The sequence below is a fragment of the Lacinutrix sp. genome (genome assembly GCF_029238095.1).
Lineage (GTDB): Bacteria > Bacteroidota > Bacteroidia > Flavobacteriales > Flavobacteriaceae > Lacinutrix.
Map to the genome: position 1 here is coordinate 16324 of NZ_JAQWGS010000002.1, position 18720 is coordinate 35043.

Genomic DNA, 18720 nt, shown 5'->3' on the forward strand with positions numbered 1-18720 from the left:
TTTTATTTTATTAAACTAAGTAGAAGAAAGTAAATACAAATACCCAAACTAAATCTACAAAGTGCCAGTATAATCCTACTTTCTCTACCATTTCGTAGTTTTTGCGTTTTTCGTAAGTTCCTAAAATAACATTAAAAAAGATAATGATATTAATTACAACTCCTGAAAATACGTGGAAACCGTGAAAACCTGTAATAAAGAAAAAGAAATCTGCAAACAATGGTGAACCGTATTCGTTAACTTTTAAGTTAGCACCATGAACTACTAATGTACCATTATCTTTTATTTGCTTTAGTGATTCTTCGCGAGACAATACTGTTTTCTCTCCTTCTTCATTTAAGATTTGATTTCTTACCAATACATTTTCATGTGCTGCTAAACCATTGTATACTTCTTCAACAGTATATTCTGGAAGTATCCCTTCGCTTACATACCATATTCCGTTTTTACTTTGGTGCTGTGTTCTTTCTCCATGACCCCCTTTTACAAAATCTGCAACAGCTACACGCTTAAATTTTTGTTCTCCATCTACATCTACATACTCACCAAATTGTAAAATGTTACCACCTTTAGTTTGTACAGCTCCATATTCTCCTTTAATAAAAGTATTCCACTCCCAAGCTTGAGAGCCTACAAATATTAATCCTCCAATTACAGTTAAAAACATGTACCATGTTACTGCTTTTTGTTTCATGTGATGACCTGCATCAACAGCTAGAACCATTGTTACAGATGACATGATTAGTATAAATGTCATGAAAGCTACATAGATCATTGGGTAATTGCCATGAAAGAAAGGTACGTGTGTAAAAACCTCATCTGCTATTGGCCAAGAATCTATAAATTTAAATCTTGAAAAACCGTAAGCAGCCAAAAATGCTGAGAATGTTAAGGCATCTGAAACGATAAAAAACCACATCATCATTTTACCATAACTCGCTTTAAGAGGTTGGCTTCCTCCTCCCCAAGTTTTACCTTCTGTTCCAGTAGTTGCAACTGTAGTATTCATATAGTTGAGTTCGTTAATTTTAAATATTGCACAAAAATAATCATTTTCTTCTTCTAAAGAAATGTTAAAGTGTGATTTTTGAGCCTTGTTTTATCTGATTATTAAATTCTGTTTTATATTATACTGTTTTTTAAGCTTTTCTAACCCACAAAATACATTAGTAAATATAAGAATATCCAAAGTATATCAATAAAATGCCAGAATGTTCCAGCGAGTTCGATACCTAACATATTATCTGCTGTATACTTTTGTTTAAAATGATTATAAATTACAACCAACAAACAAATTAAACCAACAGCTACATGTAACAAATGAAAAAAAGCAATTAAAAATATAAACGATGCTTTAGGATTACTAGTTTCTCCTGTAAAATAATATCCAGAATCTATTAATGCCTTAAAGCCTTGAAACTGTAAAAACATAAAAACAATCCCTAATAAAAAACTTATGAATAAAAAAATGGTTGTAGTTTCTCTATTTCCATTTTTTAAAGCGCGTTGCGCTAAAATGTATGTAATACTACTTGCTAATATTACAAAAACACTTATTAAAAACACTTGTGGCAGCTCTAACTCTTTAGACCAATCTGGTCGTGTACGACTAATAATAACTGCACTTGTTAATCCTGCAAAAGACATAAACAAAGCAATAAGTCCAAACCAAAGCATCATCTTTTTTGAGCGTTCGTTCTTTTCTTTAAAGGTTCCTTGGGTTAAATCCATAGTTATCTAATAAATTTATCTACAACGTAAATAATTTGTATTAATGTTATGTAAGAGACACTAGCAAACATGAGCTGTTTGGCTGCTTTCTCTGTCATTTTTTTAAACAATTGTATCGCGTAATATAACATAAAAAGGCCTAGTGCAAATACTAGTGATGCCGCAACATAAGATAATTCTAATCTGCCTGTTACACCAAAAACTGGAACTATAGAAATAAGTATGGTCCAAACAGTGTACATTATGGTTTGCACTGCTGTGCCTTTATCCTGTTTTCCTGTAGGCAGCATAAAGAAGCCTCCTTTTTTATAATCGTTGTATAAAAACCAGCCAATAGCCCAAAAATGCGGGAATTGCCAGAAAAATTGTAAAGCGAAAAGTGTGCCTGGTTCTATACCAAAATCATCTGTAGCAGCAACCCATCCCAACATAAAAGGTATAGCACCTGGAATAGCACCAACAAAAACAGCCAAAGGTGTTTTTGTTTTTAAAGGTGTATAAGCACAGGTATATAAAAAAATTGATATCGCTCCAAATAGTGCTGTTTGAGCGTTAATATAGTATAAAATACTAATACCAAGAATAGTAAATAAAGTTGCAATAATAAATGCAGTTCGCACAGTCATACGACCAGCAGGAATAGGACGATTTTTAGTTCTGTCCATTAAAGCGTCTAGGTTTTTTTCTATAATCTGGTTATACGCGTTTGATGCGCCAACCATAAAATAACCTCCTAAAGCCAATAAAAAAAGTGTTGTGAAATTTACAGAATCTACACCAAGTAAATAACCTGCAACCGAAGAAAACACCACACTTAATGCTAAACGCATTTTAGTGATTTCTTTAAAATCTGAAATTATTGAAGCTTTTACTATTATAGTTGTTGTACTCAATGTATTGCTTTGCTTTTGAGGCTTTTTAAAGCACTTAAAAATTTGATGCAAAGATACGTTGTAAAGTCTATTCTACAAATCAAAATACCAATTAAATAAGTCGGTTCTAATTCCAAAATTAAACCAAACTATACTATTGTTTAAAACAGACATGGTTTCTGCTTCAGGATTAAAATTACGGTAACTAATATTGGCAAAAACTTTTAAGTTTGAGGCTGGATTTATTAAATAACCAGCTTGAACACTCGCATTAATGGTATTAGTTTTTATGCCTTGTCCTATTTTTACTCCAGAATCAAAAGGTCTATCGACTTCATCTCTGTAAATATTGCCTCCATAATTAAAATTGTCTGTGCTATTATTGATATCGAAACCTCTAATTCCTGCTATTAATTTCGCTTCGCCAAATACTCTGTCTTTTCTATAGCGTCCTATTAAAACCAGTTCTCTAAAGTTTGCTCCCCAAAGATGCGCCATTGGCTGGTTGTTATGAGCGTAGTTTAATATAATTGAATTATGAGAATAGGTGTAAGGTCTTACTGCATTGTATTCGGCTTGTAACATTAAATCTTTTACTTTAAAGGCGTTGTAATACTTTGCTCCTAATTGTAAACCAAATTTATTTTTCCAACTTCCGTTTCCTCCTTTTACATCATTTAGAGAAAACTCGTCTAAAACAAATTGTGAGTACACATTAAAGTTATCGTTAAGCTTATATTTTGCAGATGCTCCAACTATTGCATTTCCTGCATCTTGCCCAGTTTCAAACTCTATTGCGCGATAAAAAATGATAGGGTTTAGGTAATTAATATCAAAACCTCTATTGTTTGTATTTGCCCAAATTACAGATTCAAAAATCCCTAAATTTAATCGCTTGTTTACATTCCAGCTCAAATAATGGTTTGCAATATATTTGGTTAAAAACGCACCATCTTCTGTAACTTCTGGTCTAACATCTTTTAACCATGTGTAAGTGTTTGTGTATTTTATTTTCCAGAATTTGGTGTTTAATTTTAAATATGGATAAGGACTTGCCACATCACTTTGTAATAAGGAACGGTAACCATCTCCAATAAAATTCTTACCATGTCCAAACTGAACATTTATAAATTTTGATGGTGTGTAAGACAAATACGCTTCTGCAACCGGATAATCGAAGGCGTCGTCTTTAAAACGTTTTGCAATGCCACGACCTGGTACTATAGCAGGACCATCAGAAGGTGCTATGCTCTCGGCATACGCATTAAAATATTGAGCAAAACGCCCTTGATTTTCATAAACCGAAGCAGAAAAGCTAAATTTATTACCTAATCCTCCTTGAATATAAATACCTCTTGTGTTGTTAAACGTATTGCTAAAGTCTGCATCTGTGTCTTTACCTGCTTGCAAATCGAAAATAGGATCTACTGTAAACCAATAATCTTCACCTTGTAGCTGCACTAAATGTTCATTCCAAAGTTTTTTTCCTACCCAAGATTGAGTTTCTTTTTTTAGAGCTTCATTTTCTGCTTCAAAATCGTAATATGCTGAAATATCTTCGTAAATAAAAGGTTTTGATGCTGTATGACTATTAGTGCCTATTAAATTTGTTGCACGTTCGAATCTGGAATAATTCTCATGTGAAAAAGGAATATTTAACTGACTTCTATACGCTCTATTATCATATGTTGTATAGGTTGCATTTACTTTATCAAGTTCTTTTTTGGCTGCTGTTTCAAGAGCATTCAATTCTTGTTTTTCTTTTTTGTTTAGCGCTAAATCTTCAATAGAGATGGTTTGGTCTTCTAGAGGAATTTTTAATGTAATAGAATACTGTTTGTATGTTGGCTCACTATTATAAGTTGCTGGTTTAACTTTAGGAAAAGTTTTTATTACAAGAATAGCTTCGGCTTTTAACTCTGGATAGATTGCGTCTACATACATGGTTCTAAAACCACCTTTTTTGTCAACTTCAAATAAAATAACAACTTCGCCTTTATAATTAGCTTCTGTAACTTTTTGTGGAACTTTATAGTTTTTAAATAGCAGATTAAAAACTTCGGTATCAAAACATTTTTGCAAATTAGATAATGGTTCTTCTTTACAAGAATCTAAAACTGGAGGCATTTCATTATTTTCTTGAGCTATCGCGAAAGACTGAAAACAAATTATTAAAATGAATGCAAAATACTTCATGGAGTAGTGTACATTTAATTTACTCGAAAGATAATATTTTTCTGTAGAAGGTATCACTATAAAAATAAAAAACCGCTACTACCAAAGGTAATAACGGTTATATAAAATTATAATACTATTTTTTATAGAATATTGAATTGTATTGGAAGCATATAAGACACTTCTACTGGTTTATTATTGTTTTTACCAGGCTCCATAGTTGGTATTTTTTTTATTACTCTATTGGCTTCTTTTTCTAAATCTATATGATTAGCCTTAGTTTCTACAATCTCTACCTCACCTTGTTTGTTGATTTTAAAAGAGACATAAATTTTTTGTTTACCTGATAAACCTAGAACAGAAGCTACATCTACATCAAACTTTCTTTGTACTAGCTTGGTTAGTTTATCTGCTAAGCATTTTCTTCTACCATCGTTATTAGTTTCGCTTTCGCAACCTGGAAATACTGGAACTCTTTGAACAGCCATAATATTTAAAGGTGGTTCTATTGGTGTAATATCAAATACTGGATCAGTTGGTTTAAGTACAACTTTTTTATCAACTGGTAAGTTTACACTAATTAATTTTTTTTCTAACTTTTCAATTTCTTTTTTATCATCTGCAATTTTAAAATCAGGATTTTTAGGTTTTGGTTTTACTATTTCTTTTTTTGGTTCTTCTGTTACTTCCTTAATAATTTTATAGATTTTAGGATCTACCTCATAAATAGTTTTGTCCTCAATTTCTGGAGTAGAATAAACATAATCTTTTGAAGTAGTAAAAGACAACTCTAGCGCTCCATAACTTGCTAATAAGCACAAAATTAATCCAACTTGAAAGTACAGCGTTGAGTTTTTTTGTAAATTTGCATCATGCTTTTGTGATTTTTTCACGTTTTTTTCGTTTTGACGAACGAAATCGTGACTTTTGTTTGAATTGTTCATAATAATTAAAGTTTACATGTTAATATTATGAGGAAAACACAATAAGCATACCAAAAACAAAAAACCCGATACAATATTGCATCGGGTTTTTTAATTTATTAGCTTTAAAACTAACTAAATATTATTGCACATTAAAAGTAATTGGTAGATCGAAAGTTACTTTTACAGGTTTCCCTCTTTGTTTACCAGGCTTCATATTTGGTATTAAACCTACTACTCTTCGCGCTTCTTTTTCTAATTCTTTGTGAGGTCCACGAACTTTTACATTTGTTATATTTCCAGTTTTATCAATTGTAAAACGAGCATAAATTCTTTGTTTTCCTTCTAATTCTAATTGTTGACCTAAGTCTAAATCAAACTTTTTACGAACTAACTTGTTGATAGCATCAGACATGCATTTTCTTTTCTGGTCGTTATTTCCTTTTTCACAACCAGGAAAAATTGGCACACTTTCTATAACTGCAAAAGACACTTCTACATCTTCTTCAATTTCTTCCACTTCAATTTCTTCGACTTCAGCTATAACTTCATCTTGAGTTGTTTCTGTAGTTTCCATAACTGTTTCTACAATCTCTTCTTCATCTTCAACAACGTCTATAACTTCTGGAGTTGGTGGTGGTGGTGGTGGTGGTGGTGGTGGTGGTGGAGCTTGATTTGTAATTGGTATTTCTTCGTCCAACTCATCATCAACATCTATAGATCTATTATCTACTACACGCTCATCGTAAGTTTTGTAATTGATAGCTGTATATGTTAAACCTAACATTAACAACATACCAACAGCAAAATACAGACCACTATTTCTGCCTACGTTTGCTTTAGGATTTTTCTTTGTTTCCATAAAATAAATTTGTTTATGCTTTGCTAAAATAACTATTTATTTATCAAAATAGCAAGCTATTATTATTTTTTAACACGCGTTTTTTTATACTTAACAAAAGTAATACTGCAAAAACCATTCCTAAAGCATTTGCTAACACATCATTAAAGTCGCTTTGTCTACTTATTGTAATCCAACCCTGAAGGAGTTCTATTAGTATACCATAGCCCAAAGAAAACAAAGCTGCAAAACCTAGAGCCTTATTGTATTTAAAACTGAATTTATAGTAAAATACAACAAACCATAAAAACACAAAAATAAAATGTGCAGCTGCATGTCCTGCTTTATCATTAAATGATGGTATTTTTACTACAACATTATCAATCTTAAACAAACTTAAAGCTGTTAATGTTATAGTATAAAGAATGCTTATTAAAAAACTGAGACTTTTAAGCACTTATAAGTGCTTTGTAGTCTTCGGCAGATAATAAACCTTCTAAATCTGAAGTGTCGTTAACTTTAACCTTAACCATCCATCCTTCACCATAAGGATCTGTATTTACTTTTTCAGGTTCGTCTTCTAAAGATTCATTAAATTCTATAACCTCTCCTGATACAGGAATAAATAAATCTGAAACTGTTTTAACAGCTTCTACTGTACCAAAAACATCTTCAGCGTCTAGCGTTTCATCTAACGTTTCTACTTCTACATATACAATATCACCTAATTCGCTTTGAGCGAAATCTGTAATACCAATAGTAATGATGTCGTTATCTACTTTAACCCACTCGTGATCTTTAGTATATTTTAATTCTGATGGAATATTCATTGTCTTATTTTATTTATTTACGCAAATGTATTTAAATGCTTTGGTTTTTCGAATAGTATTTAATTTAATTAGTTACCAAAATTATATCTCAAGGTAAGTCCAGAGCGTATTGTTGTTTGTGGAAATGCAGTTGATATTGCATATTCTGAAAATGTATAATCGAAATAGAAAATACCAGTTAAGTTTTTACTGAATGAATAGTTAGCGTTATACTTTAAACCATAAATTGTTTGACCATTTGTAATTTGGTTATTTTCTAAATCTAAATATCTAATAATGGTTTTATTATCTCTAATAGAAAGGTTTGCTTCCATTACTAAATCGCTAACTATAGCTTTTTTAGGTCCTGCTAATTTAGATTTTATTCTAACATCTTTAAACCTATAACCTAAGCCTAAAGTAAATTCGTTACCTTGAATTTCGGTCATTAAATTATTATCAAAACTTAGAGATAATAATCTATCTTTTCTTACTTCAGCAAGAATCTTTACAGAATTTTTCATCTCCATATCTATTCTAATTAATGGACTAAATAATTCTGTTAAATTGATATTACTGTATAATTCTGCATTTTTAAAATTTCCTGCTTGGTCTATATCATCTGATGGTTGTGATGCGTATGGCTCGCTATAATCTATTCCATTAAAATCTAAATTAGTTCTAAATTGATTAATAGTATAACTTGAACGGTAACCATGTGATAATGAAAAACGTTTGAAGCGTTTTTTAAACCATTTAAAATTCATTAAACCTGTGTACTTTATATCCCAATTAGGAATAGGAATATTTCTAAAAGCACCTAGTTTTGTTTTACTAGCGTTTTGTCCAGTGTAAGCACTTAAAAAGGCTGGTAATAACACTGCTTGACTGGTTTTTCCAAAACCTAAAGGATAGCCTTCTGCGTCTACATCGTTAACATTAGCTCCTTTTTCGGCAGCAAGTCTTCTTGCAATAATTAATCTGTTTTCTCTAAAGGCATCAAAAGCTTCAGAACTAATTTCATCACTTTTACCAAATGCTGTTGGCAATGTAAATGTTGATATATTGAAGTTTCCAAAAACGTTTGGTGTTAAAGAACGGTATTCGTTATTTTCAACTCTATAATTTTCGGTATAGTTTTCTGCATAGGTTCTTGAGCCAATTAGGTCTATTTTCAAATCGTTAAATGGTTCTAAATTGGCTGATATATCTAACTGCTCTGTGTGATTTTTAGTGTATTGCTGATTGAAATCAGGAAAAACCGTTAACCATCCATTTCTTGCAGCTAAATCTCTAATGTCGCTTTGGCTTCCTAAAGTATATCCAAATGTTGGTTTAGAAGCGCTTATAAAACCTGGTGTATCTAGAAAACCTGGAAGAAAGGTTCCGTTATTTTCAGAATAATTAATTTGAACACGTTTAACAGATGTTAAAATACCTATCCCGAAATTGGTTATATCTGTTCCTAAACTACCTTTTTTCTTTGTTTGTGGAGCATTTGCATTTTTTCCATCCTTTGCAACTATTCCATCCTTTGTGTCTTTTAAGTTATTTGTGTCCTCTTTTTTAAGTCCTCCTTTGGGAGTATTGCCTCTTCCTGTTCTACTTATTTTATTGTTATTATTAATTACACGTTTCTTTTTAATCCCTAAATACTTATAAAACTTACGCATATCTAAAGAAGAATTAATATTATGCGTGTTACCATTTGAGATAGAGTTTCCTAAATCGTAGGTTAAGCCATCGTCTGCTACTAATTCTCCAAATAAATCTGATCCTTTTTGCCATTGGTACAACCCTTGATAAGCATAGGTTGCTTTAATAAAATCTAACGCAGGAAATTTATTGAATGGCACCTCATAATTTATACCTAATGTTTGAGAACGTCTATTAGCATCTCCAATATCAAAATAACCATCCCAAACGTCTAGGCTTGGATCTTGTTCTCCATTTATAATATTATCTTGAAAATAATTTCTCACTATATTATTATTGGCAACCGCAAAGTTTAATGATAATGATTTGGTTAAATTCCAATTTAAAGTCGATTGGAAATCGAAATTATAGTTTCTTCTAAATAATTCTTCAAGTCCTATATTATTGCCTCCTAACTCTACTTCTCTAAAGCGTTGTCTATTAAACTGTCTATTAATATCTGTATTTATAGCAAAACTTGCAGGCATTAAATTAAGATTAAAATCTTTTAAAAGTTTCCAATATTTTCCAGTAAAAAGAGAATCGTTTTTTTTAAAAGGCTCTATTACTTTTGGTTCAAAATTATAAGCATAACTTGCACCTGTTCTTGTTTGTTTGTCTATAGAACGTTCAATTTCAAAATCGCGATGTTCTACTTTATTATAAGAGTGATTAAATGTTAAATTTTCAACATCGTAAAAGCGAGGTTTGGAATCTCCTGTTCTAACTTTTCTAACACCAATAAAATTAATGCTTCTTCGTCTTGTATATTCTTCAGATTGCTCTCTAATGGTTTTCTTTTGTTCTGCAGTCTCAGCAGCATCTATTCTATTTTGAAGTTTTAAATCTTGATACTGCTGGTCATATTCTGGTGTAATTAATTCTTCGCCCACTCCATAATTAAAAGGCAATTGAATGCCCCATTTTTTTGGTAATAGTTGCCCAATATTTACATTAGTTACAATATCGTATTGTTTTATTTCTTCTCTGCTTCGTTCTTGTGGTCCTTGATCTACTGAGCCAAAACCAGCTGTGCTCATTCTACCTGTTGCGCTTACATTGGCAAAGTCTGCAAAATTAGTATCCACGCTCATTACAGCTGCCCAACCGCCTTCATTATCCATATCTGACAGTCGTAACTCGTTAAACCAAACCTCACCACATTGCGGATTTGTTGTTCCGTTTTTAACACCAACCATTAAAGTTCTTACTGCTCCAAAATTTGGATTTCCTTTAATTGCAACACGATGTTTATCTCTTCCTGGAGTATTATAACCAGCAAACTCATTTGTTACAGGAACTAATTCTTCTCCAAAAATGTCGTAAAATGTTGGATTACCATTAGCGAGTGTATTATTTGCAATACCTAAAGATTTCATTTTTTCCAAAATGTCTAAAGGCAAATCAATTTCGTTTGCTGTAGGCCATAATGCTGCACTTGATGTTCCAACAGATACTTTTAAAGGCACTTCTATTTGGTAATAATTTTGTGTTAAATCGTTACCCATTCTTATAAAACCTACCAATTCATCATCTTGAAGACCAGGTAAATCACCATCTTCTGCATGCATAAACATTCTAATACGTTTGTATTGTCTCATGTCTACACTAATATTCTTGAATACTGCTCTAGAGTCTTTTTGCTGTAAATCGCATACATTAACTACTAAAGATTGCTCGTTTTGGTCTATTATGGTGTTATTGTTATTTAAACGCTCTGGCACTACTCCTGGTGGAGACTCGTAACTACCATCATTTTCTTGAGTACTAACAACGCCTACAGTAAAATCTGTATCGTTAAAATCTGCTGGTGTTGGACCTCCATCTAATGCTAATTGATAGCGTCTCCAATCACTACGTACCAAATCTAATGTACCAAAACGGAATGTTGTTTGCTCAGAAAAATCATTAAGAAACATTCTCGCAAAACGGATAGATCTTAAATCTGTTATCCCATTTCTTGCAACTACATGCTCTCCTTGTACTGGTATTCTAAATTGATACCAGCGTATTTGCTCTGTATCACCGTTTGGTAAGACTCTTGGGCGGATTTTTACATCTCTAATAAATTCTCCTATTGGGTTAGTAGGTGCTATCTCTCCTAAGTTATTTAAAGGTAAATTTTGTCTGGTTACTTCTAGTTCATATTCAAAATAACTATCGATAGTGTTCATCGTGTTATCTCTATTAATATCTTCTACATCTGGTTGTGTAGTTGATCCTCTATTGGTATCGCTAAAAGCATCTGGTGAATTTCCTTGTACATTATTATAGCGCTTATAACGCTCTAAAATATCTCCTTCGGCTGCAAGATAATATTGGTAATTATCGGCAGATGGATCAGGTAATGCAGCAATTGATGCTGGTATAGGTTGTGGGTTTCCAGGATTTATTGTTGGATCTGCAATACTCATTTCTTCCAAATCGTCGTAACCATCGTAGCCAACATCTTGATTTGTACGCTCTTCTCCTACTGAATCAAATGCATAAATTAAGGCTTGATTTTGTGGTATTGCCCATGGTGTAACATCATTTTGCAATAACGAAACATTACCATCTTTTGGTAAGCCGTTTTCATATTGCTTTTTTCCATCTTTTAAGACATCTTCAGAAATACTTCCTAAATTAAAAACTAATTTTCCACCTGGATTTGTTGGATTTTCTTGAAAAGGATCTTGCATCCAAAACTCAATATATTCAACATTAGCTTGCTCAAAATCTGTAGATGTTATCTGTCTTGTAATTCCTGCCCAACCATCATTAGGGTTTACTAGTGTGGAACCATCTGGAGTTAAATTAGTATCGCTAAAATTATAAGGTCCTCTTTCTGTTGGATAATATGTTAGATCTAATGTGTTTAATACTGCTGTTTGTCCTTGTGCTATGTCCTGTTCTGGGAATAATTCATTAACAAAAACACGAGAAGTATATATATTTGAAATGTCGTCGTCATCTATACCATTTGGTCTTTGCCCACTGTAAAAAATAGGATCTATTGTATACCAGTTTAACAAGGCTCTATCGTAACCACTTCTTAATCCACTAAAGGCATCGAAAGCCGTTGTTCCATTTAGCGCCAATGGTCTACTTGACAAAAACCAAGATTGAGGAGATTTTAAATCGATACCGTTTTGACTACCCTCGAAATCATCTATATAAGCTGTTGCTTCTCCATTAAAATCGGTTCCTTTTGGTGCTCCTGGTAACAAATAAGCAAATTCACCACGAACAGATAAGTTTGATGGCGCATCAGTATCTATGTTAGGTAATTTATTTGCTAGTCTTGTAAAAAATGGAACTTCTGTAGAATAGTTACCATTAAAACCTAAAATAGTATTATTAATAGGTTCGTTATTATAGTTTGCTTTTTGGGTGATTGGTCTTTCGTTTAAATTAATGTACGTAGCACCAAGTAAGAAATTCTCGTTAAACTGATGCTCTATATTTAACCCTGTATAACGCTTGGTTTGTTGCCCAAAAACCGAATTATTTTCTGTAGTAACTTGAATTGGTGTGTTTGATGCTTTTAAAGCTTCATCAACTATAAAAACACGTCCTAATTGATAATTTACAGTGTAATCTTGCCCTTCTACTAGAACACGTCCTCCAGCGGTTACTTTCACAGAACCTCTAGGTACATTAAATCCTCCAATAGGAATTCCATTTCCTCCTGAAGATTTATAGCGTCCTTTTATTTGAAACTTATTCTTTTGAGCTTCATCTAATGCAGCTGTTTTTGTTGCTTTATATAATATGTCGTAAACATATTTTTCTTGATTTGGATTTGAATAAGTATCAGATTCGTAATCAAAAGCATTGTTTCCAGTATTGCCATCATTATCTAAAACATCAAATAAATATCGTCCAAAAGGTTCAACTTTTGTAAAGACAATTTTTCCATTTTCAGGTAAAACTGTTAAACCATTTACAAAATCGAAAAAACCATCTCCTTTAGCTTGAGGATCGTTATTAAAGTTTAATCTATCGAAATTAAATAAACGCAATAAGGTTGTTTGTTCAATTGGTTCACCTTCAAAATCAACACCAAAAGGAGAACCCTCTACAGCAGTTATATAGTTTAAGGCTGCAGATTCGTTATAAAAAATGTTTAATTTAAAATCTTCTTGACTAAGTTGATATGCACCTGTATCGTAGATATTTTTCATCATTAAATCCCAAATAGGTTGAGAGACAGATGTTATACTACTTTTTAATAATTTTAGAATTAAGTTGTTATTAGTAACGTTAGTCACTTCTCCTGTTCCATTTGTTTCTACAGCAGTTGCATCTATACCATCGTTGGCAAATTCACCAACTTGAAATACCTGACCTCCAACTGTATACTGAAACGCGACAGCGACTACTTCGTCATTAGTTAATCTTTGGTTTAGTGAGATATAACCTAACTGTGTATTTAATGAATACTCTTGTCCTTCTTGTAATTTTCTTGTGTTTTCTAGTTTAGCATAATCAAAACCTTCATTAAATCCAGGCACTAAAATTCCTGCTTGAACTGTAGCAACATCTCTAACAGCTTGAGTTAATTGTGAACCTGGTCCACCAATATTTGTAGGGTCTAAACGGTTGTTTCCGTTGTCTGGAAAAGCACCAGGTCCTGCAGTAACAACTACACCTGGATTTCCAATAACTGTAGATTCTCCAATATCTTGTAATGCAACTATGTTTCGAACGTTTTCTGTTCTATTACTTCTATTAGTCACCCAAACTTCTGCTCTTGTAATTTGAACATTTGTATTAATGAACGGATAGTTTTCAAGGGCTTTATCATAGTTTTCACGAAAATATTGTGCTAAGAAAAAATGCCTGTTCTCATCATAATCACGAATAAAGAAATCGAATTCGTCTAATGTTCCTCCACCTTGAGCAACTACTGATCTTGAGTCAGATCTTTGTTCAGAAAACACTGCTGTAACTGTGGTTTTTCCAAACTGCAACTTAGTTTTTACTCCAAATAAAGTTTGTGCGCCCGAAATTAGAGAACTGTTTAATGGCATATTTACGTTACCTACTTCTATTTTTTGAAGAATAGAGTCTTCTCCACCTCCTAAAGTTGGATCGTATTCTAATTTTACTATTTGTTGAAAGTCGAAACTTGCTTCTGTATCGTAATTGGCAGTAACTTGTAGTCTTTTTCCAACCTTACCTAATAAACTTAAACTAATTCTTTGGTCAAAATCAAAAGTGAAATTACTCCTGTTTTGCGGAGAAAAGGAAGGATTATCTTGTTTTGTATACAACACCCCCAAATCCATTTCTAAATTTCCTTGAGGCACCACTTCTATGGTATTACCACCAAAAATGGTTTCAAAAAGGCCAGAGTCTATAGTAAATTCTGGCAACAAATTCTTTTTCTGTTCTTCTGAAGCGTCTTTTTTACCATCAATGGCATTTATTTTATCTTGATAATAGCCTTTTAAATTTTCTTTAAACACCAAGTCTTGATATTCTTTTGGTGTTAAAATTATAGGATAATTAATATTAAAACTTCCTACTGTTTCTGTGTAAACATATCTATCTGTAATGGGATCGTATGTATATTTTGAAGTAATACTATTTGGGTTTGGCATTAAAATATCGCCAAAACTAAACCCTGTTTTTGTTGTATCTGTTTCTACAGTAGGATCAGGTTCAACTTGAGCAAAAGCACTAAAGCATAATAAAAATGCTAACACGAATAATGCACAGTGTTTAATTGATTTATAAAAGTAAAGGTTAGTTGTATTCAAAATTTACTATAATTTTTTTAAAGCTTGTTTAATAAGGGCTTCAACGGTAGCCTCTGGTTCGGCAAGTACTATTTTGTCCACCACACGTTCTGCTTGTTTTTTTGCAAAACCAAGCACTTCTAATGCAGATAACGCTTCATCTTTGTTGGTATTGTTTCTATTTACAGAAACTTCGTCAATATCGTAAATTTTAATGATTTTATCCTTTAAATCAATAATTACACGCTGAGCTGTTTTTACACCAATGCCTTTTACAGACTGAATAAGTGCTACATCTTCAGTTGCAATTCCTTCACGTATTTGTTTTGGTGTTAAAGAAGAAAGCATGGTTCTTGCTGTATTGGTACCAATTCCACTTACTGAAATTAATAATCTAAAAACTTCTCTTTCGCCTTTGGTTACAAAACCATAAAGACTGTGAGCGTCTTCTTTTACATGAAGGTGTGTGTATAACTGTATGTTTTCCTGTTCAGGAATTTGAGAAAAAGTATTTAAAGATATATTTAATAAATAACCAACACCATTGCAGTCTATAACAATATCTGTTGGATTTTTTTCCACCAATTTCCCTTTAATATGTGTAATCATCTACGATTTCTGGTTATGCTTCCAAATGTAATAAAAATCTCGGACTAACCGCTATTCTGTTTTTTGGCTCATTAAAGCTTGTTTTCCTTTCTGTTGTGCATCTATTACTGCAATGGCTGTCATATTAACTATTTCGTCTACACTAGCATCTAACTGAAGGATATGTACAGGTTTACGTAAACCCATCATTATTGGACCTATTGACTCTGCTTTATTTAATTCTTTAAGTAATTTATAGGTAATATTAGCAGATTCTAAATTTGGAAAAATTAGTGTATTTACTTTATGTCCAGATAATTTTGAAAATGGAAAGATATCCTGAAGCATTTTGCTATTAAGAGCAAAATCGGTCTGCAATTCTCCATCGACTAATAAATCTGGATGTCTTCTGTGTAAATAAGAGACTGCTTCTCTTACTTTTGTTGCTGTTTGATCTTTTGAAGATCCAAAATTTGAAAAACTAGTCATTGCCATTACTGGTTTTAAACCAAACATTTTAACAACACCAGAGGTCATTTGTGCAATTTTAATTAAGTCTTTTGCTGAAGGATTAATATTTATTGATGTATCACTTAAAAACATTGGTCCTCGCTCTGTCATCATTACATTTGTTGTAGCAATTCTTGTAGATCCTGGCGCAAGACCTATTAACTCTAGCATTGGCTTTACTACTTGAGGATAACTACGTGAGTAACCTGTAATTAGAGCGTCTGCATCTCCTTCGTTTATCATCATTGCAGCAAAATAATTACGTTCACGCATTAACTTTTGAGCCTCTAATAAAGTAACACCTCTACGTTTACGTTGCTTCCAATAGACTTCGGCATACTTGTTTTTTTGGGCGTTTTGCTCATCTGTTTTAGGATCGATTATCAACACATCTGCATCAAATTCGATTTCTTCTTTCAAGCGTTCTATTTCCTCTTTTCTTCCTAATAGAATTGGGATTGCAATACCATCGTCGTATACAATTTGTGCTGCTTTTAAAACATCAATATGGTCTGCTTCTGCATAAACCACACGTTTAGGAGCTGTTTTTGCACGATTATATAACAATCTTAAAATCTTATTGTCCGACCCTAAACGTTGCATAAGTTCCTCTTTATACTTATCCCAATCTTCTATTGGCTCTTTTGCAACACCGCTTTCCATAGCTGCTTTTGCTACTGCTGGTGGTACTTCTGATATTAATCTAGGATCGAATGGTTTAGGTATAATATAATCTTTACCAAATGTGAGTCTTGTCTCGTTGTAGGCAATATTTACTTGCTCTGGCACAGGTTCTTTAGCTAAATTAGCTAAGGCTTTAACTGCAGCCATTTTCATAGCTTCATTAATTTTAGTAGCGCGAACATCTAAAGCGCCTCTAAAAATAAATGGAAAACCAAGCACATTATTTACTTGATTAGGATGGTCGCTACGTCCTGTAGCCATAATAATATCGTCTCTAGCGTCTATTGCTAATTGGTATTTTATTTCTGGATCTGGATTTGCCATTGCAAAAACAATAGGATTTTTAGCCATTGATTTTAGCATATCTTGAGAGACAATATCTGAAGTTGAAAGTCCAATAAAAACATCGGCATCTTTCATGGCTTCATCAAGCGTATCTATTTTTCTATGCGTCGCAAATTCTGCTTTTTGTGAGGTTAAATTAGCTCTATCATCTCTAATAACACCTTTACTATCTAACATGACTACATTTTCGCGTTTAGCTCCAAAGGCTAAATATAATCGTGTACAGGAAATTGCAGCTGCTCCAGCTCCGCTAACAACGATTTTTACTTCTTCAATTTTCTTCTTTGAAAGCTCTAAAGCATTTAATAAGGCTGCTGCCGAAATTATTGCTGTTCCATGTTGGTCGTCATGCATTACTGGAATATCCAATTCTGCTTTTAGACGTTTTTCAATTTCAAAAGCTTCAGGCGCTTTTATATCTTCGAGGTTTATACCACCAAAAGTTGGTGCTATATTTTTAACAGTAGCAATAAATTCTTCAATATTTTCAGTTCCTACTTCAATATCGAACACATCTATATCTGCAAATATTTTAAACAGCAACCCTTTACCTTCCATTACTGGTTTTGAGGCTTCAGGACCAATATTTCCTAATCCTAAAACAGCTGTTCCGTTAGAGATTACTGCAACAAGGTTTCCTTTTGCTGTATATTTATAAACGTTATTTACATCTTTTTGGATTTCTAAACAAGGCTCAGCAACACCAGGAGAATAGGCTAATGCTAAATCTCTTTGACTCGCATATTTCTTGGTTGGAACTACTTTTATTTTACCTGGAGTTGGTTTAGCGTGATAAACTAATGCTTCTCTTCTTTTGCTTTGTTTACTCATGTTTTTTATCTTAAATAACAACAAGCAAATATAAAGGTTTATAAATTTTTACTATTAGATTTTTAATAATTCTGAAAGTACATTTATATTGTTTGGCAATCTTCCTACATTCTGTAATTTTAATGCTGCAAGTTTAAGCGCGATAAGCAAACATTCTTCAAGAGAATTTTTATTTATATATGCAAATAAAAAACCTGACCAAAAAGCGTCTCCAGCTCCAGTTGCATCCATTACTTTTGTGATTTTTATTGCCGGAAGACTTAATACCTTTTTGCCTTTTTCTGAAAGAACAACTCCTTCTTTACCTAAAGTTAGGCAAACTATTTCTACACCTGCTTTGTGGAAAAAATTAAATATTTCTTGATGTGATAGTGTTTTGTTAAATAACCTAAACATATCATCTTCACTTATCTTTACCAAAGGATTATAAACACAATAAGATTTAATAATTTTAGTAGCATTTGCTCTATCTTCCCAAATTTTTTCTGAAAAATTCACATCTATACTTAGTTTACAACCAGCTTCAAAAGCTTCTTTTGCTTTTACTAGAATAGTGTCTCTAGCAGGATTTTTACTTAGCGCAAAACAAGTGGTATGAAATATTTTAGATCGCTTTAGTAACTTTAATGGTATTTGATTTTCTTCAATAATAAAATCTGCTTTTCGATAAGCAACAAAATCTGGTGTATCAATAGATCTTGAAACAAAAATTGTACTTGTTGGAGTTGTTTTTGATTTTTTTAAATAATTGATATTTATATTTATTTCATTTAATCTTTCAATAATATATTCGCCAAAACCGTCTTCTCCAATAGTTGCAACTAAAGCTGTATTTAATCCTAGGCGTGCAGTATTCATAGCAACATTTGTTGGTGATCCACCTAAATATCTATGGTAATCTCTTGTCTTATTTATACCAACACCTTCTTGGTGTCCAATAAAATCGACTAAAGCTTCACCTACACAAAGTATGTCTATATCCTTTTTCAT

General features: G+C 32.4%; 12 protein-coding genes. All 12 read right to left on the reverse strand.

Translation table 11 applies throughout. The features are described 5' to 3' along the window. Window positions 1-10: 10 nt before the first annotated feature. Complete coding sequence (locus tag P8H50_RS00105) at window positions 11-1009, reverse strand: cytochrome c oxidase subunit 3 (protein WP_300203948.1); 999 nt, start codon at window positions 1007-1009, stop codon at window positions 11-13. A 140-nt stretch (window positions 1010-1149) separates the two neighbouring features. Beyond that, window positions 1150-1731 (reverse strand): cytochrome c oxidase subunit 3, encoded by a 582-nt coding sequence (locus tag P8H50_RS00110; protein WP_300203953.1) that lies wholly within the window; start codon window positions 1729-1731, stop codon window positions 1150-1152. Window positions 1732-1733: 2 nt separating this feature from the next. Then, complete coding sequence (gene cyoE / locus P8H50_RS00115; RefSeq protein ID WP_300203956.1) at window positions 1734-2624, reverse strand: heme o synthase; 891 nt, start codon at window positions 2622-2624, stop codon at window positions 1734-1736. Between the two features lie 72 nt (window positions 2625-2696). Further along, entirely contained in the window at window positions 2697-4799 is a 2103-nt protein-coding gene (locus P8H50_RS00120; protein WP_300203959.1) for a gliding motility protein RemB, read from the reverse strand. 122 nt (window positions 4800-4921) lie between these two features. Beyond that, complete coding sequence (locus P8H50_RS00125; protein WP_300203963.1) at window positions 4922-5722, reverse strand: energy transducer TonB; 801 nt, start codon at window positions 5720-5722, stop codon at window positions 4922-4924. 121 nt (window positions 5723-5843) lie between these two features. Further along, window positions 5844-6563: an energy transducer TonB gene (locus P8H50_RS00130; RefSeq protein ID WP_300203966.1), complete on the reverse strand. Its 720-nt coding sequence runs from the start codon at window positions 6561-6563 to the stop codon at window positions 5844-5846. Window positions 6564-6606: 43 nt separating this feature from the next. After that, window positions 6607-6999, reverse strand: a complete 393-nt coding sequence (locus P8H50_RS00135; protein ID WP_300203969.1) for a VanZ family protein — start codon at window positions 6997-6999, stop codon at window positions 6607-6609. Then, window positions 6992-7372, reverse strand: coding sequence for a glycine cleavage system protein GcvH (gene gcvH / locus P8H50_RS00140; RefSeq protein WP_300203971.1), 381 nt, complete (start codon window positions 7370-7372; stop codon window positions 6992-6994). The genes P8H50_RS00135 and gcvH overlap by 8 nt, the downstream gene beginning before the upstream one ends. Window positions 7373-7440: 68 nt before the next feature. Further along, entirely contained in the window at window positions 7441-14739 is a 7299-nt protein-coding gene (sprA, locus tag P8H50_RS00145; protein ID WP_300203975.1) for a cell surface protein SprA, read from the reverse strand. A gap of 60 nt (window positions 14740-14799) precedes the next feature. Beyond that, window positions 14800-15381, reverse strand: coding sequence for a Holliday junction branch migration protein RuvA (ruvA, locus tag P8H50_RS00150; protein WP_300203979.1), 582 nt, complete (start codon window positions 15379-15381; stop codon window positions 14800-14802). 51 nt (window positions 15382-15432) lie between these two features. Beyond that, complete coding sequence (locus tag P8H50_RS00155; protein ID WP_300203983.1) at window positions 15433-17730, reverse strand: NADP-dependent malic enzyme; 2298 nt, start codon at window positions 17728-17730, stop codon at window positions 15433-15435. Window positions 17731-17784: 54 nt separating this feature from the next. After that, window positions 17785-18720: a PfkB family carbohydrate kinase gene (locus P8H50_RS00160; RefSeq protein WP_300203987.1), complete on the reverse strand. Its 936-nt coding sequence runs from the start codon at window positions 18718-18720 to the stop codon at window positions 17785-17787.